Origin of the sequence: Herbiconiux sp. SALV-R1 (assembly GCF_013113715.1) — a bacterium.
Lineage (GTDB): Bacteria > Actinomycetota > Actinomycetes > Actinomycetales > Microbacteriaceae > Herbiconiux.
This window is the reverse complement of sequence record NZ_CP053344.1, coordinates 600,229-620,617: the sequence shown is the minus strand read 5'-3', so window position 1 is coordinate 620,617 and position 20,389 is coordinate 600,229. Positions and strand designations below refer to the sequence as shown.

The following is a 20,389-nucleotide window of genomic DNA, read 5'->3' as shown; positions in this document are numbered from 1 at the left end:
GACGGGCGGGCGGGTGTCCACGGGGGCGCGCCAGCCCGGCGCGCGGCGGCGGAACGACGGAGTCTCGGGCGCAGACCGAGCTGAGACTCCGTCGATCGGCCCATGCGGGCCCAGGCTCCGTCGTTTTTGCGGAGGTGCGGGCGCGCGGGGCGGCGGGCCGGGGGGTACTGGGCCGGGGGCTGGGTAGTCTGGGGCGATGCGAGGGGAGCACGACGTGGAGGGTGAGCCGACGGGCCCCGAGGGCACCTTCGTGCAGTCGCTCGCGCGCGGGCTGGCGGTGATCAAGGCGTTCGACGCCGATCGTCCCGACATGTCGTTGAGCGAAGTCGCTACGGTGGCGGGGCTCACCCGTGCCGCCGCGCGCCGGTTCCTGCTCACCCTCGTCGAACTGGGCTACGTGCGGCACGACGGCCGCCGCTTCGCGCTCACACCGCGCGTACTCGAGCTCGGCTTCAGCTACCTCGCCGGACTGGGCCTCCCCGAGATCGCCCAGCCCCACCTCGAACGACTGTCGCGGGAGCTGAACGAGTCGACCAGCGCATCCGTTCTCGACGGCGACGACATCGTCTACGTCGCCCGCGTTCCCACGCGCCGCATCATGACAGTGGGCATCACGATCGGCACCCGCTTCCCCGCCTACGCCACCTCGATGGGCCGCGTGCTGCTCGCCGCCCTCCCCGAGCCCGAGCTGGCCCGGCGCCTTGCGGCGGTCGAACCGCGGGAGTTCACGCCCGAGACCCTCACAGCTCCGGATGCTCTGGCCGCCGAGATCCACCGCGTACGGTCGCAGGGGTGGTCACTCGTCGACCAGGAGCTCGAGCTCGGTCTCCGCTCGGTCGCCGTCGCGGTGCACCAGAACGGCACCGCCATCGCGGCCGTCAACGTCTCGACCACGAGCGCCTCGTCCCTCGCGCGCCTCCGCGACGAGTTCGTGCCCGCCCTCCGCGCCACCGCCGCCGCCATCGCCGACGACCTGGCTCGCAGCGCCGGAACCGCAGGCGCCGGCCGCGCGAGCGCCACCGGCACCGCGGCCGCAGCGCGCTCCACCCCCTAAGCGCTCACGCGATCGCGCCCCTCGAGCGCCGCGAGCGCCGCGGGCACACCGCGCACCACCCCGAGGCGCTCACGCGATAGAGCGCCCGTCGAGCGCTGCGCGCGCCGCAGGGGTCCCGGGCCCAGCGGGCGCATGCGCACCACCCTCTAAGCGCTCACGTGATCGCGCCGTTCGAGCGCCGCGGGCGCCGCGGGCGCCGCAGGCGTCCCGCGCACCACCCCCGAGTCCCTCACGCGATCGCGCGCCCCTCGAGCGCGGCGCGCAGGATGCCCTCGAGCGCGGGCTCGTCGACCGGGCGCGGGTTGCTGGGGGGCACCAGGGGCAGGATGAGCGACGCACTCTCGGGGATCGACTCCGCCGCGTATCCCACCTCCGACAGCGCCCGCACCACCGGCAGCGACGCGTACAGCCGCTCGAGCCCCTCCACCGCGCTCGACGCCCCGAGCGCTCGCGCGATCCGCTCCGAAGCCTCGGGCGCCGAAGGCGCGTTGAAGGCGAGCACCTGCGGCAGCACGGCCGAGTGCGTCTGCGCGTGCGGCAGGTCGTACGCCCCGCCCAGCGCGTGGCAGATCTTGTGGTGCAGCCCCGAGCCGGCCGAGGCGAAGGCGACGGCGGAGACATATGCCCCGTACTGCATCCGTTCCCGCGCGGCGACGTCGTCGGGCGATGCGACGATCACCGGCAGAGCCCCCGCCACCTCCCGGATGCCCTCCTCCGCCAGCGCCCGGTTCAGCGGATCCGTCGACGGCGCCCACATCGAGTCGATGCAGTGCGCGATCGCGTTGAGGCCCGAAGCGACCGACAGCTCGACCGGCAGGCTCAGCGTGAGCGCCGAGTCGTACACCACGACCGCCGGCAGCACCGCGTCGTCGACCCCGGTGGTCTTGCGCGCATCCGTCGTCAGGCCCCACACGTTGGTGGCCTCCGAACCCGCGTACGTGGTGGGCACGGCGACGATCGGCACCCCCGAGGTGAGCGCGATGGCCTTCGCGAGCCCCGTCGTCGACCCGCCGCCCACTGACACGACGAGGTCGATCCCGGATGCGATGGCAGCCGACCGCGCCCGCTCGGCGTGGGCGATGGGCACGTGAGGCGCCACGTCAGACCACCACAGGGCGACGTCGACGCCGCTCGCGATGCCTTCCGCCAGGGCGAGCTCGGAGGGAGCGGCGATCACCATCACCGCTCGCGCACCCCGCTCCTGCACCTCCGCCGCGATCGCCTCGGCCGCGCCACCCGTGCCGAATCGCACGCGCTGGGGAAGGGTGCGGTGGTCGAATCTCATCGTGTCTCCGAAAGGTCTGGGGAAAGGCGCCGGTGCCGCAGGTTCTCAGTATCCGCCGTCGCGCAGCCGCGTGAGCAGCCCGCGGGCGTCGGCGACGGCCCGGTCGGTGATGACGTGCTCCGAGCCCGGCTCGACGAGCACATCGAGGTGCGCCCCGGCACCCACGAGCAGCGCCGAGGTCGACGCCATGCGGTGCAGCGGCACCCACGGGTCGTCGTCGACCGACCGCAGCAGCACCGGCACGTTCTGCCGCGCGACCACCGCGCCCGGCGCGAGCTCCGCCGCCCCCACGTAGCCGCCCGTGAACAGCACGGCCCCGTCGACGACCACGTCGCGCGTGAGCAGCAGATGCGCGAGCGTGCACGCGCCCTGCGAGAACCCGAGCACCGCCACACGCTCGAAGCCGGATGCGCGGGTCGTGTCGACAGCATCCGTCACCACCTCGAGCGCCCGCTCGAGCGCCGTCGCGTTCTCGGGCGACGGGTCGAGGAAGGGGTGCGGGTACCAGCTGCGCCCCTCGGCCGAGGGCGCGATCCAGCGGATGCCCGGCACGTCGAGCCGCCCGACGAGCTCGTGCAGGAACTCCGGGGGCTGGCCGCGCCCGTGCAGGGCGACGACGGCGAGCTCGGCGCCGTCGTCGCCCCACGACTCGTGCCCGCCGAACGACGCGGCAGCGAGAGACGTCACGTCGCGCTCAGTCCTCGTCGCGCAGCGGCTCGAGCTTGGCCATGATCGAGTCGCGCTCGTGCTCGAACTGCGGCGGCAGCATGAACGCGCGGCCGAGCTCCTCGGGCGACTCGTCGCAGTCCCAGCCGCCCTCGTTGTGCGTGACGGCGAGCTCGAACAGCGCGCCACCCGGGGTGCGCACGTAGTGCGACTTGAAGTAGGTGCGGTCTTTGAGCTCGGAGATGTCGGTGTAGCCGGCACCCTCGATGTCGAACTTCACCTCGTTCTGGTTCTCGAGGTTGTCGAGGTTCCACGCGAAGTGGTGGTACGCGCCGGCGCCGTAGCGCCAGGTGCCCTGCTCGTCGGTGCGGTTGCCCGTGAGCTCGACGAAGTTGCCCGCCCCCTCGCCCACGCGGTAGCGGGCGCGGTCGCCCTCCTCCTCCACGTCGCCGGCGGCGAAGAACGCCTCCTTGCCGAAGTCGACCATGCGGTCCTGATCGAACACGTGGATGCCGACGCCGTAGATGCCGTGGATGGCATGCTCGATGCCCACGCCGTTTCCGGTGTAGCCGACGCGGGGGTCGTCGTCGACCTCGATGAGCACGTACTCGATGCCCGAGGGGTGCCGCAGGTTGAGGCGGCGGCCGCCGAACACATCCTCGAACGAGCTGTCGATGCCGTGCTGTTTCAGCCGCCCGGCCCAGAACTCGAGCGAGCGCGGGGGCACCGACAGCAGCACCTCGCGCGCCTGGTTCGTGCCGCGGATGCCGTAGAGACCGGCCTGCGCCCACGGGAAGGTCGTGATGACGGCCGACGGGTCGCCGTTCGCGTTCGAGTAGTACAGGTGGTACACCGGCGCGGAGCCGTCGTAGAGCACCGTCTTCTTGATGAAGCGGAGCCCGAGCACGCGGGTGTGGAAGTCGACGTCCTCCTGGGCGTGGCCCACGGAGAGGGTGACGTGATGGGAACCTGCGACGTAGGTCATGGTCAATCTCCTTTGATCTGACCACAAACTATTCGTATGCATGCACCGTGTCAATAGACCGTATGCCTGTCTGACAAAAACGGAAGAGGTGGACGTTCCCGGTCGTCCACCTCTCCCGCTGCGGTTCGCGCTAGGCCGCGACCGCCTCGCGCACCGGGGCCGAATCGACCAGGTAGTGGGCGTAGGCGGGAATGGTGAGGAATGTCGGGAAGTCGTCCTCCAGCGCCACCATCCGCACGATGTTCTCGGCGTCGTCGAACCGGTCGGCGAGCGACCGGTCGAGGCCGCGCATCACGTCGTGCAGCACGCCCTCGACGTAGCCGCGGGTGATGAGCGTGCCCTCCTCGGTGACGATGCCGTGGTGGATCCACTGCCACAGCTGCGACCGCGAGATCTCCGCCGTCGCGGCGTCCTCCATGAGGTTGTCGATCGCCGCGGCACCGACCCCGCGCAGCCAGCTCTCGATGTAGCACAGGGCGACCGACACGTTCGACCGCACCCCCGCATCCGTCACCCGGTGCTCGATGGCGCTCAGGTCGACGAGCTGGGCCGCGGTCACGTGCACCTCGGGCCGCTGCCGCTCGACCTGGTTCGGGCGGTCGCCGAGCACGGCGTCGAACTCGGCCCGCGCGGTGGCGATGAGGTCGGGATGCGCCACCCACGTTCCGTCGAACCCGTCGCCCGCCTCGCGCCGCTTGTCGTCGGCCACCTTCGCGAGGGCACGCGACGTGACCTCAGGGTCTCGCCGGTTCGGGATGAACGCGCTCATGCCTCCGATGGCATGTGCTCCCCGCTTGTGGCAGGTCTGCACGAGCAGCTCGGTGTAGGCGCGCATGAACGGCACGGTCATGGTGATGAGGTCGCGGTCGGGAAGCACGTAGCTGCGGCCGCGCTCGCGGTAGTTCTTGATGAGGCTGAAGATGTAGTCCCAGCGGCCGGCGTTCAGGCCCGCGGCGTGGTCGCGCAGCTCGTAGAGGATCTCGTCCATCTCGAACGCCGCTGAGATCGTCTCGATGAGGATGGTCGCGCGGATGGTGCCGTGCGGGATGTGCAGGGCCGTCTCCGAGAAGGTGAACACGTCGTCCCACAGCCGGGCCTCGAGGTGGTTCTCAAGCTTCGGCAGGTAGAAGTACGGGCCGCGCCCGCCGTCGATGAGCGCCCTCGCGTTGTGGAAGAAGTACAGCCCGAAGTCGACCAGCGACGCGCTCGCCGCCCGGGTGTAGCCGCCGCGGTCGGTGTAGCGCAGGTGCTTCTCGACCAGGTGCCAGCCGCGGGGCCGCATGATGATGGTGGGGCGTGCATCCGGAGCCGCCTCGACGCGGTAGTGCTTGCCCTCAGGGCTCACGAAATCGAGGCGGTCGCGGATGGCGTCGTGCAGCGACAGCTGCCCGCCGATGACGTTCGACCAGGTCGGGCTCGTGGCGTCTTCGAGGTCGGCGAGCCAGGCCTTCGCCCCCGAGTTGAGGGCGTTCACCGTCATCTTGGGGTCGGTGGGGCCGGTGATCTCGACGCGGCGGTCTTCGAGGCCGGGGCCGGCTCCGGCGACGCGCCAGTCGGTGTTGTCGCGGAGCGAGCGGGTCTCGGGGAGGAACCGCAGGTCGCGGCCGTTCTCGATGGCCTTGCGCTGGGCCATGCGAGCGTTCAGGCGCTCCTGGCGGCGGCCGGCGAACTGGTCGTGCAGGCGGGTGAGGAAGGCGAGCGCCTCGGGGGTGAGGATCTCGTCGTGGCGGTCGCCGTGCTCGGCGTGCACACGGATGCTGCTGGGGCTGGGGTGGGACATGGTCGTCTGCCTTTCACGGAAGGGAGGGTCGGGTGCAGCTCAGTGGAACTGCTCGGACTCGGTCGACCCCACGAGCGCGAGGGTGGCGCTCTCGGGGTTCAGGGCCGTGGCGATCCGGTCGAAGTAGCCGGTGCCCACCTCACGCTGGTGTCTCGTGGCGGTGTACCCGTCGGCCTCGGAGGCGAATTCGGCCTCCTGCAGCTCGACGTAGGCGCTCATGTGCCGCTCGGAGTAGTCGCGAGCGAGCGTGTACATGGAGTGGTTGAGGGCGTGGAAGCCCGCGAGGGTGATGAACTGGAACTTGTAGCCGAGCTCGGAGAGGTCGCGCTGGAAGGTGGCGATCTGCGCATCCGTCAGCTTCGACTTCCAGTTGAACGACGGAGAGCAGTTGTAGGCGAGCAGCTTGCCGGGGAACTCCTTGTGGATCGCTGCTGCGAACTCACGGGCCAGCTCGAGGTCGGGCTCGCTCGATTCCACCCAGAGCAGGTCGGCGTAGGGGGCGTAGGCGAGGCCGCGCGAGATGACGGTGTCGATGCCGGGGGTCGTGCCGTAGAAGCCCTCCGGGGTACGGGTGCCGTCGAGGAACGGTTGGTCGCGCTCGTCGACGTCGCTCGTGATGAGGTTCGCGGCGAGCGAGTCGGTGCGGGCGATGATGATCGTCGGCACACCGGCCACGTCGGCGGCGAGGCGAGCCGCGTTGAGGGTGCGGATGTGCTGGCTGGTCGGGATGAGCACCTTGCCTCCCATGTGCCCGCACTTCTTCTCGCTGGCCAGCTGGTCTTCCCAGTGCACGCCCGCGGCGCCGGCCTGGATCATCGACTTCATCAGCTCGTAGGCGTTGAGGGGGCCGCCGAAGCCGGCCTCCGCATCCGCGACGATCGGCACCAGCCACTCTCGCTCAGGGAGACCTTCGGCGAACTCGATCTGGTCGGCGCGCAGCAGCGCGTTGTTGATGCGGCGCACCACGGCCGGCACCGAGTTGGCCGGGTACAGGCTCTGGTCGGGGTAGGTCTGGCCGCCGAGGTTCGCGTCGGCGGCGACCTGCCAGCCGGAGAGGTAGATGGCCTCGAGCCCGGCGCGCACCTGCTGCACGGCCTGGTTGCCGGTGAGGGCGCCGAGCGCCGCCACCCACTCGTCGTCGCGGTGGATGAGCTCCCAGAGCCGCTCGGCGCCGCGGCGGGCGAGGGTGCTGTCTTCGGCGACCCGTCCGCGCAGGGCCACGACGTCTTCGGCGCTGTAGTCGCGCTGGATGCCGTTCCAGCGGGCGTCGGTCTTCCAGCTCGTCTCGAGCTCGGCGGCGGTCTGCGTCTGCTGGCCGGGACGGGTGCCGTCTGCGGGGCGGGTGGTGGTGCTCATCTCGATGCTCCAATGCGGTCGAATTCTTGCTTGGGTTCGACTCTGGGGCCTGCGCAAGCGTTCTTCTCCTGGAATCTCGGCAGAAATTTCCCGCTTCTTCTGTTTTCTCGAAGAACCGCTTCTGCGACACTGCTGAGATGACGACGACGTCCCTCTCCCCCGCCCACGATGGATTCATGCTCGACTCCCTCACCATCGGCCGCCGCATCAGGCAGCTGCGCACCGAACGCGGCCTCACCCTCGACGAGCTCGGCACGGCCATCGGGCGCGCACCCTCGCAGGTGTCGGTCGTCGAGAACGGACGGCGCGAGCTGAAGCTCGGCGAGCTGCAGCGCTTCGCCTCGGCGCTCGGCGTCGGCGTGCAGCAGCTCATGAGCGCGGAGCCGCCGAGCGAGCGGGCCGCCCTCGAGATCGCGCTCGAGCGCGCCCAGCGCGGGCCGCTGTTCGCGTCGCTCGGGCTCGCACCGCTGCCCCTCCGCAAATCGCTGAGCGACGACACGATCCGCACCATCCTCAGCCTCCACCGCGAACTCGAGCGGGTGCACACCGAGCGGGCCGCCACCCCCGAGGAGGCACGACGGGCGAACACGCTGCTGCGCAAGTCGATGCGGGCCCGCCACAACTACTTCGCCGAGCTGGAGCAGATGGCGGCGGGGTTGCATGCCGCGGTGGGGCACACCGGTGGTCCCCTGTCTCAGCGGGTCGCATCCGATCTGGCGTCGCATCTCGGGTTCACGCTGCACTACGCGGGCGACCTGCCGGGCTCGACCCGTTCGGTCACCGACCTCCGCAACGGGCGCATCTACGTGCCGCTCGGGCAGAGCCCCGACGCCGACCCGCGCTCGGTGGTGCTGCAGGCGCTCGCTTCGCACGTGCTCGGGCACGCGGAGCCGCGCGACTACGGCGAGTTCCTGCAGCAGCGGGTGCAGACGAACTACCTCGCGGCGGCGTTGCTCGTGCCCGAGGGGGCGGCCGTGCGCATCCTGTCGGAGGCGAAGGATGCGCGGGAACTGTCGGTCGAAGACCTGCGCGACGCGTTCGGTGTGAGCTACGAGACGGCCGCGCACCGGTTCACGAACCTGGCGACCGAGCACCTCGGCATTCCGGTGCACTTCTTGAAGGTGCACGAGTCGGGGTCGATCTCGAAGGCCTATGAGAACGACAGCGTGCAGTTCCCGACGGATGCGCTCGGTGCCGTCGAGGGGCAGACCGTGTGCCGCTTCTGGAGTGCGCGGCGGGTGTTCGACGTGGAGGACAGGTTCAGCCCCTACCACCAGTACACCGACAAGCCGGCGGGCACCTACTGGTGCACCTCACGCATCCAGCCCTCCGCCCGCGGGCAGTTCTCGGTGTCGGTGGGCACGGCGTTCGCGCACGCGAAGTGGTTCCGGGGGCGCGACACCTCGCACCGTTTCGCGTCGACCTGCCCCGACGAGTCGTGCTGCCGGCAGCCGCCCGCGGGGCTCGCCTCGCGGTGGGAGGGGCAGGCGCACCCGTCGGCCCGCCTCAACTCGTCGCTGCACGCGGCGATGCCGACCTCGGGGTTCACGGGGGTGGACACGACGGAGGTGTACGAGTTCCTCGAGCGGCACGCGCCCGCGCCCACGCCCGCGCCCGCGACCACCCGCTAGAGCGGCGGCAGCTTGGCGAGGGCCGCGTCGGCGTTCGACTCGCTGACGCCGAGCTTGTCGACGAGGAGGGTGCGGGCGGGCGCGGAGTCGCCGCGCTTGAGCGCCAGGTACGCGGCATCCGCGTCGGGCGCGAGGTCGGCGGTGGGCGCCTTCGTGACGCCGAGCTGGTCGGCGAGCTGCTGCGCGGTCTCGACGCCGTACGCGTCGCGGATCGCTGTGGGGAGGCGGTAGCCGCCGAGGAGTCCGAGATCCATGAGGTTCCTTCCGTGGTGCCCTCACCGTACGTCCGCCGCGTCCGCACCGCTGGCGGGTTGACAGCGGGCGCTGATCGCGCCGCACGCGGTGGCGCCGCGACGCTCCTCACCGACCGGGCCGCGGGGGCGCGGGGCTGACGCACCCGCGCGGTCAGGGAGACACCGCGTCGCCGAGGTACGAGCCCTCGCCCGCCTCGAGGCGGGAGCCCACGTCGTGACGGTCGCCCTCGAGGGCGATCTCCCCGTGCCGGAGCACGATCGCGCGGTCCGACGCGCCGAGTGCCACGCGGGCGTGCTGTTCGACGAGCAGCACGCCGGTGCCGTCGCGGTCGGCCATGCTGCGCACCGCACCGAGCAGTCCGGTGACGATCTGCGGAGCGAGGCCGAGGCTCATCTCGTCGAGCATCAGCAGGCGCGGTCGGCGCACCAGAGCCGCGGCGAGCGCCACCATCTGCTGCTCGCCACCCGAGAGAAGAGCGACCCGGCGGCGCCAAAGCGGTCGCAACGCCGGCAGCAAGTCGACCACGTCGTCGTTCTTCCTCACGCGCGATCGCTGGGCGAGGCGCAGCGTGTCGGCGACGCTGAGCTCGCCGAACAGCCCGCGGTCGTCGGGCACCATCACCATGCCGCGCCGCGCGAGGCGACTCGTGGGCTCCTTGCCGGCCGCGCGCCCCAACACCCGCACCGAGCCGCCGATGGGGCGCACGAGCCCCGCGACCGTGAGCAGCGTGGTCGTCTTGCCCGCACCGTTCGGCCCGAGCAGGGCGACCACCTCGCCCTCGGCCACCGAGAACGAGACGTCGCGCACCACCTCGACCCCGCGGTACCCGCCGACCAGCGAGTCGACCTCGAGAACCTTCTCGCTCATCTCGATCCCTCCGTGCTCTTCTCGATCCCGCTGTTCCCGGTCGTGGCCGACGGATGCTCGTCCCCGTCATCGGGAGCGCCCAGATAGGCCGCCATCACGGCCGGCGACGAGCGCACCTCGCTCGGGGTGCCCGTCGCGATCACCCGCCCGAACTGCAGCACGACCACGCGATCGCAGATGCCGAAGACGAGATCCATGTCGTGGTCGACCAGCAGCATCCCGAGCCCGTCGTCGGCGAGCCTGCGCAGGTGGCGACCGAGGTGGCGGCTCTCGGTCGAGTCGAGCCCGGCCGCCGGCTCGTCGAGCAGCAGCACGATCGGGTCGCTCACCAGGGCCCGCGCCACACCCAGCAGCTTCTGCTGCCCGAGCGAGAGCGTCGAGGGCGCGTCGTCGAGGCGGCCGTCGAGCTCGAACGCCTCGAGGAGACCCGGAGGAACGTGCACGGCCCGCCGGCTCCGGCGCCGGAACACGTCGTCGACGAAGGTGCGCACGGGTCGACCTGGCCGGATTCCCACGTCGATGTTCTCGCCCACCGTCAGGTCGCCGAACAGGTCGGGGCTCTGCCAGGTGCGTTCGAGGCCGAGTCGCGCGATGCGGTGCGGCGCCGCGCGGCTCACCGTGCGCCCGTCGATCGTGACCTCGCCGGCCCGCGGGGTGAACCCCAGCACGCCGTCGATGAAACTCGTCTTGCCGGCCCCGTTCGGGCCGATCAGGCCCACGATCTCGCCCGGGGCCACGTCGAGGTCGACGTCGCTGACCGCGACCACACCGCCGTAGCGCACGGTGGCGCCGCGCACCGAGAGACCGGTGCGCGCATCCGTCGTGTCAACCATGGTTCGCCTCCACTCGCTCGGGCACGGCGGTGCTGGTCGCGACCGGCGGCTTGACCGCCTCCGTGAGGCGCGGTCGCCTGCGCAGGAAGCGGCGGCCCGCGAACGCCTTCGCCGTCGCGCCCGCGATGCCCTCGGGGTTCAGGATGGCGGTCAGCACGAGGGCGCAGCCCGAGAACAGCAGGTACCACGAGCCCGGGTCTTGGAACCAGCCGCCGATGAGCACATAGGTGACTCCTCCGGGCACCATGAGTGCGCCGACGAGGGCGCCGTACAGGCTCGTGATGCCGCCGAGGTAGGCGAAGGCGAGCAGCGGCAGGCCCACGGCGAGCACGTCGAAGGACGCGCTCGAGAACTGGCCGACGCTGTAGGTCATGAGCACACCAGCCGTGGCGGCGAGCACCGACGAGAACCCGAACACGAAGGCCTTCGTCTCGACGATGCCCACACCCACCGAGGCAGCCGCGCGCTCGTTCGAACGCACCGAGAGCAGCCGCACCCCGGTACGCCCGCCCGCCGCGCGCGACACGACGACGAGCCCGACGATGAGCACCGCGGCACAGAGCAGGATGAACGGCACGCGGGCCACGTCCGCCCCCGCTCGCACACTGAAGTCGATACCGAAGATCGTCGGCGCCGGGAGAGTGCCGAGTGCCGCCGGGTTGAGGGCCGGGTTGGAGAACAGTGCCGACTGCGCCGCCACGGCGAGCGCGAGCGTCACGACGGTGAGCTGGATGCCGACGGCTCGGAGTGCGGGGAGTGCCGTGAGCATCCCGAGCCCGGCGGCGACCGCGATCGACACGACGGCCGCGAGCGGGAACGGCAGGCCAGCGTCGATGGTGAGCCGCGCCACGAGGAGGCCCGCGGCGCCGGCGATGGCCACCTGGGCGATGGAGATCTGACCCGCGTACCCGGTGAGCACCACCACGGAGAGGATGAGCAGCGCGAAGATGAGCGACTGCGCGAACGCGAAGCGGTAGACCCCGTTGAACAGGAGGAGGCACACCGCGGTCGCCACGACGACCACGATCACCGGCCCGCGCACCGAGGTCGGTCTGAACACCGCGGGCAGGCGCCCCGCCACCGCGCCGCCGCGGCCTCCGCCGAGCGACGACGGGCTGACGATGAGCACGCCGATGATGAGCAGGAGCGGGATGAGGTCTTCCGCACCCACCTGCAGGGAGGCGGGATACCACGGCATCGTCTTGAGGTAGGTGACGAACGACTGGAGCACGCCGATGCCGAGCCCGGCGAGCGAGACGATGACCACCGACGCGAAGCGGGCGAGCAGCGCGGCGGCGAGTGCCGGCACGATGTACAGCGTCATGGTGATGGGGTTGAGCGGCACGAGCGGAGCCACGGTGACGCCGACGATGCCGGCAATGAGACCCGACAGCGTCCAGGCCCGGAGCGCCAGCAGGTCGGCCGAGTAGCCCATCAGCGTCACCGCGCGGGTGTTGTCGGCGTAGGCCGCGAGGGCGATGCCCTGGCGTGCGAAGCGCAAGTAGGCCCACACCGCGACGACGATCACGGCGAACACCAGCAGCGCCTCGACCCGGTTCGCGGGTACGGTCTGCCCCGCGATGGTGATGGTGTCGGCGCTGAACCACGACGCGACGACCACCTGGCCGGTGCCGAACTGGATGGCGACGATGGACTGGATGATCGTGGTGATGCCGATCGACGCCACGACCCCGGCGAGCTGCGGCGCGTTGCGCAGCGGCCGGAACACGAGGACGTACGCCAGCAGCGACAGCAGCACCGACGAGAGCACGCCGGCGGCGATCGCTACCGGTGCGCTGGCGGGCCCCCCGGTCTCGATCGTGCTCGGAATGCCCACTACCGGAAGGTGGAGCGTGCCCGTGTCGCGCATGGCGTGGTAGACGTACGCGCCCCACATCGCGATCGCCCCCTGCGCCAGGTTGATCACCCCGGTGCCGCGTTTGGTCGCGACGACGGCGAGACCGAGCCCGCCGTAGGCGACTCCGGCACCGAGGCCGAGCAGGGCGAAGAGCATCCAGTCCATCGGGCCGGCCTCAGTTCTCGTAGAGCGTCGCGATGTCGACGAACTCGCCGGAGACGGGCTTCAGCGTGCCGCCCTCGACGGAGTAGACGAGCAGGCCGGGGGCGCAGATGGAGATGCTGTCGGGCCACTGCTCGCCGTCGCAGGTGAGTGGCTGCCCCATGAAGCTGTCGACGCCGGAGACCGCCTTCAACGCGGTGGTCAGCGACTCGGGGGTGACCTCGCCGTCGATGCTGCGGGCCACCGTGGCGAAGTCCTGCATCGTGGAGTAGGTCATCTGGGTGAAGTTGGTGACGTTCGCGGCCGGCTGGCCCTCGACCGCCTTCCGGTAGCTCGCGATCTGCTCGCCCGCCTCGGCCGGGATCGACGAGGTGTCGTCGGGCACGTAGAGGTCGGAGTCGGAGAGCACCCCCTCCGCCGCCGCCGGGTCGGCGGTGACGAACTGCCCGCAGCTGCCCGCGAAGATCTCGCCCTGGTAGCCGAGCGTGCGGGCCGCCTGCACGAAGGCGGTGCAGTCGGGCTCGGGCGCGATCATGAACACCGCGTCGGGGTCGTCGGCGACCGCTGAGGCGAAGGCCGCCGTGTAGTTCGGCGACGTGGGGTTGTAGAAGTTCTTCGTGACAGTCACGCCGAGCGCCTCGGCCGCCGGGTCGAGCGAGGCGTCGGCGACCGAGCGGGTGACGGGGGAATCGGGGTTGAGGAACGCGACGGTCTTCACGCCGAACTCGTCTTTCAGCGTCTTGAGTGGCACGCCGTAGAAGGCGCCGGGTGCGGCGCCGAAGAACCACGCGTTCGGGCTGTTCGTCTGCGCGGCGCCGAAGGGGGTGTGACCGATGAACGGGATGCCCGCCCCGGCCAGGATCTCGAGCGCCGTGTCGGAGCTCAGGTCGATGCCCTGGATGACGGCGACGACACCGTCGTCGACGAACTGGTTCGCGCACTTGACGGAGGCGGCGGGGGTGCCGTCGACGTTGCAGACCACGAGGTCGATCGGCTGACCTTTGATGCCCCCGTCGGCGTTGACCTGCTCGATGCCGACCGTGCCCCCGGTGCCGAAGTCGGGGAACGCCAGCGCGCCCGACCCCTGGTTGAGGAACCCGACCTTGATGGGTGTACCTGTCGCCGCCGAGGTGGAGACCGGCTCGGAACCGCCGGAACCGTCGGTGGCTCCGCCGACGCCGGAGCACGCTGCCAGCGCCAGCGCGGCGGCGGCGACGCCGACGACGGATAGATGCTTGGTGAATCTCATGTGTTCGACCCTCGCTTCGACCGCAACTCTGCGGTGGTGTGTGATGCAGGACTCCCTCGTCCTCGACAGCGACAGTACGGCTCGACTCCGAGGCCCCCTATAGCTGTTGCGACCACGATGCTGCTGCATGCATGTGTCGACGAACCATGCCGACTCAGTCAGCGACGAGACCCCCGTTGATGCTGAGGTGAGCGCCGGTGACGAAGCTCGACCGCTCCGAGCTGAGCACGACGATCATGTCGGCGACCTCGTCGGGCGTGCCGTTGCGCCGCAGCGGAGTGCGCGCGGCGAGCGCCTCGCGTTCGACCCCTGCCGTCATGGGCGTCTCGATCGTGCCGGGGTTCACGCAGTTCACCGTCACGCCCATCGGACCGACGTGCACGGCGAGCGACCTGGTGAGACCCATCACGCCGGCCTTCGAGGCGACGTAGGCCGAGCCCGCCGCCAGCCCACCCGTCTGAGCCGCCATCGAGCTCAGCAGCACGATGCGACCCCAGCCGTTTCTGCCCATGAGGGGCGCCGCCGCCTGGGCGCAGAGGAACGAGCCGCGCAGGTTCACGGCGACCACCCGATCCCACTCCTCCGCGCTCAGCTCGGCGGGCGGCCGGGTCTCGAAGACGCCCGCGGAGCACACCAGGATGTCGACCCGGCCGAAGGCCTCGATCGTCGTGTCGAACACCCGGTTCACACTGCCGGGGTCGGCGACGTCGGCGGCGAGCGCGAGCGCCGGGGTCTCCGGGTCGCCGGCCTCGACCACCACCTTCTCGCGATCGACGGCAACGACCCGGCAGCCCTCGCGGGCCAGCCGACGCGCGGTCGCTCGGCCGATCCCGCTCGCCGCGCCCGTCACCACGGCGACCCTGCCCTCGATCTCCAGATCCATCGACGCCTCCGAGACTGCGCGCCTCCGTGGCGCTGGTCGATGACGTTACATCGGCGCGTGGGAGAGGCAGAATGTGCGGATGACCCATGATCAGGCAGCGCACCAGGCTGTCGACGACATCCTCGCCGACCAGCTGACGCTCATGACCCTCCTCGCCGAGTCGGCCCCCGCCTCGCAGGTGCTCGCCGTCGCGGAGTCGATCGCGAAGCGGGCGTCGACCGAATCGGCCCGCGGTCGCCTGCGCGAGCAGACGCTAAGGGTGAAAGACCTGCTCGACCGGCGGGCGCGGCGCGACCGCGACCTCTCGGCGCTGTTCGACACGGCGAAGGACCTCGCCTCGCTGAAAGACCTCACCGCCATCCTCACGGCGATCGCAGCCCGCTGCCGGGAACTGCTCGGCACCGACCTCGCCTACCTCAGCCTCATCGACGAGTCGGGAACCGAGACCAGCATCCGTGTCACCGACGGCACGGTGTCACCGCTCCTGCAGCACCTGCGGCTACCGCTCGACGTCGGTGTCGGCGGCGCCGTGGCGCTCACGGGCATGTCGCACCAGAGCTCCGACTACCTCGGAGATGAGCGGCTCGGCCACAACGACGACGTCGATTCAGCCGTGGCGGCCGAGGGCATCCGCGCCATTCTCGGTGTGCCGCTGAAGGTGTCGGGGAACCTGATCGGGATCCTCTTCGCCGCGCAACGCGCGCCGCGCACCTTCGCCGCGGAGGAGGTGGAGATGCTCTCGTCGCTCGCCACACTCGCCGCGCTGGCGATCGAGAAGACTCAGCTCATCGACCGGTCGCGGGAGGCGCTGGTCGAGGTGGAGGGCGCCCACGCTGTAGCCCTCGAGCACCAGGCGGCGATCGACCGCAGCGCCGCCGCACACGACCTGTTCACCGCCATCATCTTCCGCGGAGGTGGCCTCGAAGAGCTCGCGACCGCACTGCACGACGTGCTGGGCATCCCCGCTGTGATCCTCGACGCCGACGGCCACGTGCTGGCCTCGGTCGGGTTCCACGACCACCCACGAGACCTGCCCGCCGTGCCTCCCCGCGATCCCGACGCGGGCATCCCCGCCACCGCGCGGGAAGGGGCCTGGACGGTCATCCCCATCGACGCCGTGCACGATCGGCTCGGCGCCCTCGCCCTCCTCCACCCCGAGCTGCTCTCCGACGTGAACGGCCGCATTGCCGCGCGAGCGGCGACCGTCGCCGCGCTGCTGCTGTTCTGGCGCCGGTCGGTCGCCGAGACCAGCGACCGCGACCGCAGCGCCTTCCTCGTGGACGTGGTCTCCCGGCCGGCCGGCGTCGAATCCGATCGCCCTCGGCCAGCCGCCTTCGCGAACCTCCCCGACGGCGGGGCATGGCACGTCTATGCCATCCGAAGCGAGGCGCCCGAGCGCCGGTTGCTGGCGGCGCTCACCCGGCAGCTGAGCACGAACCACATGATGCACGTGCGCTACGCCGATGAGCTGATCGTCGCGTTCTGGTCACCCGACCGCACCGTCGCAGCCTCCGACCTCGCCCCGCGTCTCAGCGACGAGCTCGGCGACGACGTGACCATCGGCGAGGCGACCAGCCCCTCCGGTCTCGGCGGGTTGCGCGGGGCGTACGACGAGGCGACCGTCTGCCTCAAGACCCTCGTCACCCTGGGCCGGCGCCGCACGGGAGCCGACCGCGCGCGCCTCGGCGTCGCCGGTCTCCTGCTCTCGGAGTCGCGCGACCTCGCCTCGTTCGTCACCGACCGCCTCGGCCCCGTGCTGGAGTACGACCGGCGGCGGGGCACCGATCTCATCCTCACGCTCGACGCCTACTTCCGGGCCGGGCGGTCGCTCGCCGAGACCGCGCAGACCCTGCACGTGCATCCGAACACCGTCACGCAGCGGCTGGCGCGCATCGACCAGCTGCTCGGGGCCGGCTGGCGCGACTCGGCGTCAGCGCTCGACGTGCAGCTCTCACTCCTCATCCACACGGTGATCGAGGGCCTCGACACCACATAGCTTCCCGCGCCACAGCAGCGAGCCGAGTATGGGTCGAACCACCATAGGTGGCCCAGCGACCCGACCGTAGGGTGAAGGAACTATGGCGACGATGTCAGCACGGGAAGAGCGGATCTGCGTGATCGGCGCGGGACTCATGGGTCGAGGGATCGCCCAGTCCCTCGCCCTCGGCGGCTGGTCGCCGGTGATCGTCGACCGGCTGCCCGAACTCACCGAGAAGGCGCTCCTCGACATCGAGACGAGCCTCACGGATGCGGTGGTCGCCGGCCGACTGACCGACGCGGATGCGCGCGGTGCGGTCGACCGCATCCGCACCTCCGACGACCTGGCCTCGGTCTGCTCCTCGGCCGACGTCGTTCTCGAAGCCGTCCCCGAGCAGCTGCCGGTGAAGCACACCGTGTGGCGGGAGATCTCGGAGGCCGCCCGCGACGACGCACTGCTGGCGACGAACACCTCGGCACTCGACATCGACGCCATCGCGGTGGCAGTCGCGGCGCCCGAACGCTTCCTCGGCATCCACTGGTACAACCCCGCCCAGCTCGTTCCGGGCATCGAGATCGTGCCGGGCAGCATGACCGGCGCCGAGACCGTCACCCGGGCGCTCGCGCTCATGATCGCCGCCGGCAAGAAGCCGATCGTGGTGGCGAACCGGCCGGGATTCGTCGGCAACCGGCTGCAGTTCGCCCTCATCGCCGAGGCGTTCCGGTGCCTGGAGGAGGGTGTCGCGACGGCGGAGAGCATCGACGAGATCGCGCGCTCCACCTTCGGCATGCGGCTCGGCGACTTCGGGCCCATCCGGCTCGCCGACCTCGGCGGGCTCGACACCTACGTCTCGATCCTCACCTACCTCACCGAGACCCTCGGCGAGCGCTTCGCCGTTCCGCCGCTGCTCCGCGAGCTCGTGGAGCGGGGCGACCTCGGGGTGAAGAGCGGGCGGGGGGTCTTCTCCTACGCGAACGGCGAGGGCGCGGCGCTCTCGGCCGAGCGCGACTCCGCCCTCGCCCGCCGACTCGAGCATCTGCATCACCCATGAAAGGACACAACATGACACTCGATGGAGAGACCATGACCCAGGCCGTGCAGGGAATCGCCGACCCCCGGTTCGAGAAGGTGCGCGCCTTGCTGGAGGAGAACATCCGTTCGGGTGCCGAGGTCGGCGCGTCGCTCGCCGTCGACTTCGGTGGCGAGATGATCGTCGACCTCTGGGGCGGGTACGCCGACGCCGCGCGCACAAAGCCCTGGACGCGCGACACCATCGTCAACGTGTGGTCGAGCACCAAGACCGTCACCGCCCTCGCCGCGCTCATCCTGGTCGACCGGGGGCTGCTCGACGTGAACGAGCCGGTCGCCACCTATTGGCCGGAGTTCGCGCAGAACGGCAAGGAGGCGATCGAGGTGCGGCACATCCTGTCGCACACCTCGGGCGTCTCGGGCTGGGACACCCCGTTCGTGATCGCCGACATGTACGACTGGGAGAAGTCGACGACGCAGCTCGCGGCGCAGGAGCCGTGGTGGGAGCCCGGCACCGCCTCGGGGTACCACTCGCAGACCATGGGCCACCTCGTGGGCGAGGTCGTGAGGCGGGTGAGCGGCAAGACGCTCAAGGAGTTCGTGCGCACCGAGATCGCCGAGCCGCTCGGCGCCGACTTCCAGATCGGGGCACTGCCGGGCGACGACGACCGCATCGCCGAGATCGTGCCGTTCAAGCGGCGCGCGTTCGACATCAGCACCATTCCGCCCGGCAGCCCGCTGTACAAGTCGCTCGTCGGGCCCCAGGGCGACCCTAACTCCGCCAACACCGAGGCGTGGCGGCGCGCCGACATCGGCGCCGTGAACGGCCACACCAACGCCAGGGGCCTGGCACGGGTGATGTCGACGATCTCGCTCGGCGGAACGGTCAACGGCGTGCGGCTGCTCGGCCCCGACACCGTCGACCTCATCTTCGAGGAGCAGGCGAACGGGGTCGACCTCGTGCTCGGGGTGCCGCTGCGCTGGGGCATCGGCTACGCGCTGCCCGAGGCCCAGACCGTTCCGGTCATCCCGACGGATGAGCGGATCTGCTTCTGGGGCGGATGGGGCGGGTCGATGATCGTCATGCACCCCGACCGCGGCCTCACCATCTCGTACATGATGAACAAGATGTCGGACGGGGTCATCATCTCCTCCGACATCTCCAACTCGTACATCGCCGCCATCTACGAGGCGCTGGCCTGACCCATGCGTGCAGTCATCGCATCCCGCCCCGGCCTGCCCGAGGTGCTCGCCCTCGTCGATCGGCCCCGGCCGGTCGCCGCTCCCGGCGAAGTCGTCGTGCGGGTGGAGGCCGCGGGCGTGAACCGCGCCGACCTCTCCCAGCGCGCCGGCAACTACCCGCCTCCGCCCGGGGCCTCCGACGTGCTCGGGCTCGAGTGCGCGGGCGAGATCGTCGAGCTCGGCGAAGGGGTTCACGACCGGCAGCTCGGCGAGAAGGTGTGCGCCCTGCTCCCCGCCGGCGGGTACGCCGAGTTCGTGGCGGTGCCCGCGGGCCAGGTGGCCCCGGTGCCGGCAGGCCTGTCGATGATCGAGGCGGCGGCGGTGATGGAGACGGCCGCGACGGTGTGGTCGAACGTGTTCTGGGTCGGGCGACTCGACCGCGGCGACACGCTCCTCGTGCACGGCGGATCGAGCGGCATCGGTACGATGGCCATCCAACTCGCGGCCGCGGCCGGAGCGACGGTGGTGACGACCGCCGGCACGGAGGAGAAGCTCGAGGCCTGTCGCACGCTCGGCGCCGCCCTCGCCATCAACTACCGCGAGAGTGACTTCGTCGCCGAGATGCGGGCGCGGGGTCTCGAGGCGGATGTCATCCTCGACCTGGTCGGAGCATCCTATCTGCGACGGAACGTGGAGGTGCTGGCCGCCGACGGGCGGCTCGTGGTGATCGGACTGCAGGGCGGCGCGACAGCCGAGCTCGACCTCGGGGCGCTGCTCGTGCGCCGGGCCTCCGTGACAGCGACCTCGCTGCGCGCGCGGCCCCTGCCCGAGAAGGCGATGATCGTGCGCGGCACCGTCGAGCACGTCTGGCCGCTGCTGGAGTCGGGCGCCGTGCGCCCCATCGTGCATCAGACCTTCGACCTCGCCGACGCCGCCGAGGCGCACCGCGTGCTGGAGCGCTCCGACCACATCGGCAAGGTGGTGCTGACGCCGTGATCGTCGACCAGCGAACCTACACCGCGCGGCCGGGCCACCTGCAGGAGTTCGTCGACGCCTTCCAGGCGCAGGGACTCCCGCTGTACACCGAGTACTGCGGCACCCTGCTCGGCTACTTCACCTCAGAGAGCGGCACGCTCAACCAGGTCGTGCACCTCTGGGGCTACAGCGACGCGGCCGACCGCGACACGCGGCGGGCGGCGCTCGGGCGCGACCCGCGGTGGCGCGCGTTCCTTGAGGTGGCGCTGCCGCTGCTCGTGGGGCAGGAGAGCCGGTTGCTGAAGCCGACGGCGTTCTCACCGCGGTTCGAGCCGCCCGTCTCACCGGTGGGGCGCTGACC

At 71.0% G+C, this 20,389-nt stretch carries 18 protein-coding genes; 7 read left to right on the top strand and 11 right to left on the bottom strand.

Annotation, left to right across the window (positions count from 1 at the left end; all coding sequences use genetic code 11):
• The first annotated feature begins 196 nt into the window (after positions 1-196).
• Positions 197-1,054, top strand: a complete 858-nt coding sequence (locus HL652_RS03105) for an IclR family transcriptional regulator domain-containing protein (protein ID WP_171703945.1) — start codon at positions 197-199, stop codon at positions 1,052-1,054.
• 229 nt (positions 1,055-1,283) lie between these two features.
• Here HL652_RS03105 and HL652_RS03100 read toward each other — a convergent pair whose 3' ends face one another.
• From HL652_RS03100 to aceA, 5 genes are all read right to left on the bottom strand, one after another.
• The gene (locus HL652_RS03100) at positions 1,284-2,339 is read right to left on the bottom strand and encodes a maleylacetate reductase (RefSeq protein ID WP_171703944.1); all 1,056 of its coding nucleotides are present in this window, start codon (positions 2,337-2,339) and stop codon (positions 1,284-1,286) included.
• A 45-nt stretch (positions 2,340-2,384) separates the two neighbouring features.
• Positions 2,385-3,026, bottom strand: coding sequence for an alpha/beta hydrolase (locus tag HL652_RS03095; protein WP_171703943.1), 642 nt, complete (start codon positions 3,024-3,026; stop codon positions 2,385-2,387).
• Positions 3,027-3,033: 7 nt separating this feature from the next.
• Positions 3,034-3,990, bottom strand: coding sequence for a VOC family protein (locus HL652_RS03090; RefSeq protein ID WP_171703942.1), 957 nt, complete (start codon positions 3,988-3,990; stop codon positions 3,034-3,036).
• A 130-nt stretch (positions 3,991-4,120) separates the two neighbouring features.
• Positions 4,121-5,770, bottom strand: a complete 1,650-nt coding sequence (aceB, locus tag HL652_RS03085) for a malate synthase A (protein WP_171703941.1) — start codon at positions 5,768-5,770, stop codon at positions 4,121-4,123.
• Between the two features lie 39 nt (positions 5,771-5,809).
• On the bottom strand, positions 5,810-7,126 hold the full coding sequence (gene aceA / locus HL652_RS03080) for an isocitrate lyase (RefSeq protein ID WP_171703940.1): 1,317 nt from the start codon (positions 7,124-7,126) through the stop codon (positions 5,810-5,812).
• A gap of 137 nt (positions 7,127-7,263) precedes the next feature.
• Here aceA and HL652_RS03075 point away from each other — a divergent pair, with 137 nt between their 5' ends.
• Positions 7,264-8,757 carry a helix-turn-helix transcriptional regulator gene (locus HL652_RS03075; RefSeq protein ID WP_171703939.1) on the top strand — a complete coding sequence of 498 codons (1,494 nt, stop codon included), beginning with the start codon at positions 7,264-7,266 and terminating at the stop codon, positions 8,755-8,757.
• Here the strand turns inward: HL652_RS03075 and HL652_RS03070 are convergent.
• The 6 genes from HL652_RS03070 to HL652_RS03045 all read right to left on the bottom strand — a co-directional run bounded on the left by HL652_RS03070 (position 8,754) and on the right by HL652_RS03045 (position 14,864).
• A complete protein-coding gene (locus HL652_RS03070; RefSeq protein ID WP_171703938.1) occupies positions 8,754-9,011 on the bottom strand; it encodes a hypothetical protein in 258 nt (85 codons plus the stop codon). The two genes, HL652_RS03075 and HL652_RS03070, sit on opposite strands and share 4 nt — an antisense overlap.
• A gap of 151 nt (positions 9,012-9,162) precedes the next feature.
• Entirely contained in the window at positions 9,163-9,879 is a 717-nt protein-coding gene (locus tag HL652_RS03065) for an ABC transporter ATP-binding protein (protein WP_171703937.1), read from the bottom strand.
• Positions 9,876-10,712, bottom strand: a complete 837-nt coding sequence (locus HL652_RS03060; protein WP_171703936.1) for an ABC transporter ATP-binding protein — start codon at positions 10,710-10,712, stop codon at positions 9,876-9,878. Before HL652_RS03060 ends, HL652_RS03065 begins: the two co-directional genes overlap by 4 nt.
• Positions 10,705-12,735: an ABC transporter permease gene (locus tag HL652_RS03055; RefSeq protein WP_171703935.1), complete on the bottom strand. Its 2,031-nt coding sequence runs from the start codon at positions 12,733-12,735 to the stop codon at positions 10,705-10,707. The genes HL652_RS03060 and HL652_RS03055 overlap by 8 nt, the downstream gene beginning before the upstream one ends.
• Before the next feature lie 10 nt (positions 12,736-12,745).
• The gene (locus HL652_RS03050; RefSeq protein WP_171703934.1) at positions 12,746-13,981 is read right to left on the bottom strand and encodes an ABC transporter substrate-binding protein; all 1,236 of its coding nucleotides are present in this window, start codon (positions 13,979-13,981) and stop codon (positions 12,746-12,748) included.
• Positions 13,982-14,135: 154 nt separating this feature from the next.
• Positions 14,136-14,864, bottom strand: coding sequence for an SDR family NAD(P)-dependent oxidoreductase (locus tag HL652_RS03045; protein WP_171703933.1), 729 nt, complete (start codon positions 14,862-14,864; stop codon positions 14,136-14,138).
• A gap of 79 nt (positions 14,865-14,943) precedes the next feature.
• On the opposite strand from HL652_RS03045, the gene HL652_RS03040 reads away from it, so the two are divergent.
• From HL652_RS03040 to HL652_RS03020, 5 genes are all read left to right on the top strand, one after another.
• Complete coding sequence (locus HL652_RS03040; RefSeq protein WP_171703932.1) at positions 14,944-16,860, top strand: helix-turn-helix domain-containing protein; 1,917 nt, start codon at positions 14,944-14,946, stop codon at positions 16,858-16,860.
• 91 nt (positions 16,861-16,951) lie between these two features.
• Positions 16,952-17,893 carry a 3-hydroxyacyl-CoA dehydrogenase family protein gene (locus tag HL652_RS03035; protein WP_171703931.1) on the top strand — a complete coding sequence of 314 codons (942 nt, stop codon included), beginning with the start codon at positions 16,952-16,954 and terminating at the stop codon, positions 17,891-17,893.
• A gap of 11 nt (positions 17,894-17,904) precedes the next feature.
• On the top strand, positions 17,905-19,074 hold the full coding sequence (locus HL652_RS03030; protein ID WP_253743611.1) for a serine hydrolase domain-containing protein: 1,170 nt from the start codon (positions 17,905-17,907) through the stop codon (positions 19,072-19,074).
• A 3-nt stretch (positions 19,075-19,077) separates the two neighbouring features.
• Entirely contained in the window at positions 19,078-20,049 is a 972-nt protein-coding gene (locus tag HL652_RS03025; RefSeq protein ID WP_171703930.1) for an NAD(P)H-quinone oxidoreductase, read from the top strand.
• Positions 20,046-20,387, top strand: a complete 342-nt coding sequence (locus HL652_RS03020; protein ID WP_171703929.1) for an NIPSNAP family protein — start codon at positions 20,046-20,048, stop codon at positions 20,385-20,387. Before HL652_RS03025 ends, HL652_RS03020 begins: the two co-directional genes overlap by 4 nt.
• Positions 20,388-20,389: the final 2 nt, after the last annotated feature.

Bases quoted from the DNA above. Each gene is read 5' to 3' on its own strand.
- HL652_RS03100 (WP_171703944.1), bottom strand. From the start codon at position 2,339: ATGAGATTCGACCACCGCACCCTTCCCCAGCGCGTGCGATTCGGCACG.
- HL652_RS03070 (WP_171703938.1), bottom strand. From the start codon at position 9,011: ATGGATCTCGGACTCCTCGGCGGCTACCGCCTCCCCACAGCGATCCGC.
- HL652_RS03035 (WP_171703931.1), top strand. From the start codon at position 16,952: ATGTCAGCACGGGAAGAGCGGATCTGCGTGATCGGCGCGGGACTCATG.
- HL652_RS03050 (WP_171703934.1), bottom strand. From the start codon at position 13,981: ATGAGATTCACCAAGCATCTATCCGTCGTCGGCGTCGCCGCCGCCGCG.
- HL652_RS03025 (WP_171703930.1), top strand. From the start codon at position 19,078: ATGCGTGCAGTCATCGCATCCCGCCCCGGCCTGCCCGAGGTGCTCGCC.
- HL652_RS03045 (WP_171703933.1), bottom strand. From the start codon at position 14,864: ATGGATCTGGAGATCGAGGGCAGGGTCGCCGTGGTGACGGGCGCGGCG.
- HL652_RS03030 (WP_253743611.1), top strand. From the start codon at position 17,905: ATGACACTCGATGGAGAGACCATGACCCAGGCCGTGCAGGGAATCGCC.
- HL652_RS03090 (WP_171703942.1), bottom strand. From the start codon at position 3,990: ATGACCTACGTCGCAGGTTCCCATCACGTCACCCTCTCCGTGGGCCAC.
- aceB (WP_171703941.1), bottom strand. From the start codon at position 5,770: ATGTCCCACCCCAGCCCCAGCAGCATCCGTGTGCACGCCGAGCACGGC.
- HL652_RS03105 (WP_171703945.1), top strand. From the start codon at position 197: ATGCGAGGGGAGCACGACGTGGAGGGTGAGCCGACGGGCCCCGAGGGC.
- HL652_RS03075 (WP_171703939.1), top strand. From the start codon at position 7,264: ATGACGACGACGTCCCTCTCCCCCGCCCACGATGGATTCATGCTCGAC.
- HL652_RS03055 (WP_171703935.1), bottom strand. From the start codon at position 12,735: ATGGACTGGATGCTCTTCGCCCTGCTCGGCCTCGGTGCCGGAGTCGCC.
- aceA (WP_171703940.1), bottom strand. From the start codon at position 7,126: ATGAGCACCACCACCCGCCCCGCAGACGGCACCCGTCCCGGCCAGCAG.
- HL652_RS03040 (WP_171703932.1), top strand. From the start codon at position 14,944: ATGACCCATGATCAGGCAGCGCACCAGGCTGTCGACGACATCCTCGCC.
- HL652_RS03065 (WP_171703937.1), bottom strand. From the start codon at position 9,879: ATGAGCGAGAAGGTTCTCGAGGTCGACTCGCTGGTCGGCGGGTACCGC.
- HL652_RS03060 (WP_171703936.1), bottom strand. From the start codon at position 10,712: ATGGTTGACACGACGGATGCGCGCACCGGTCTCTCGGTGCGCGGCGCC.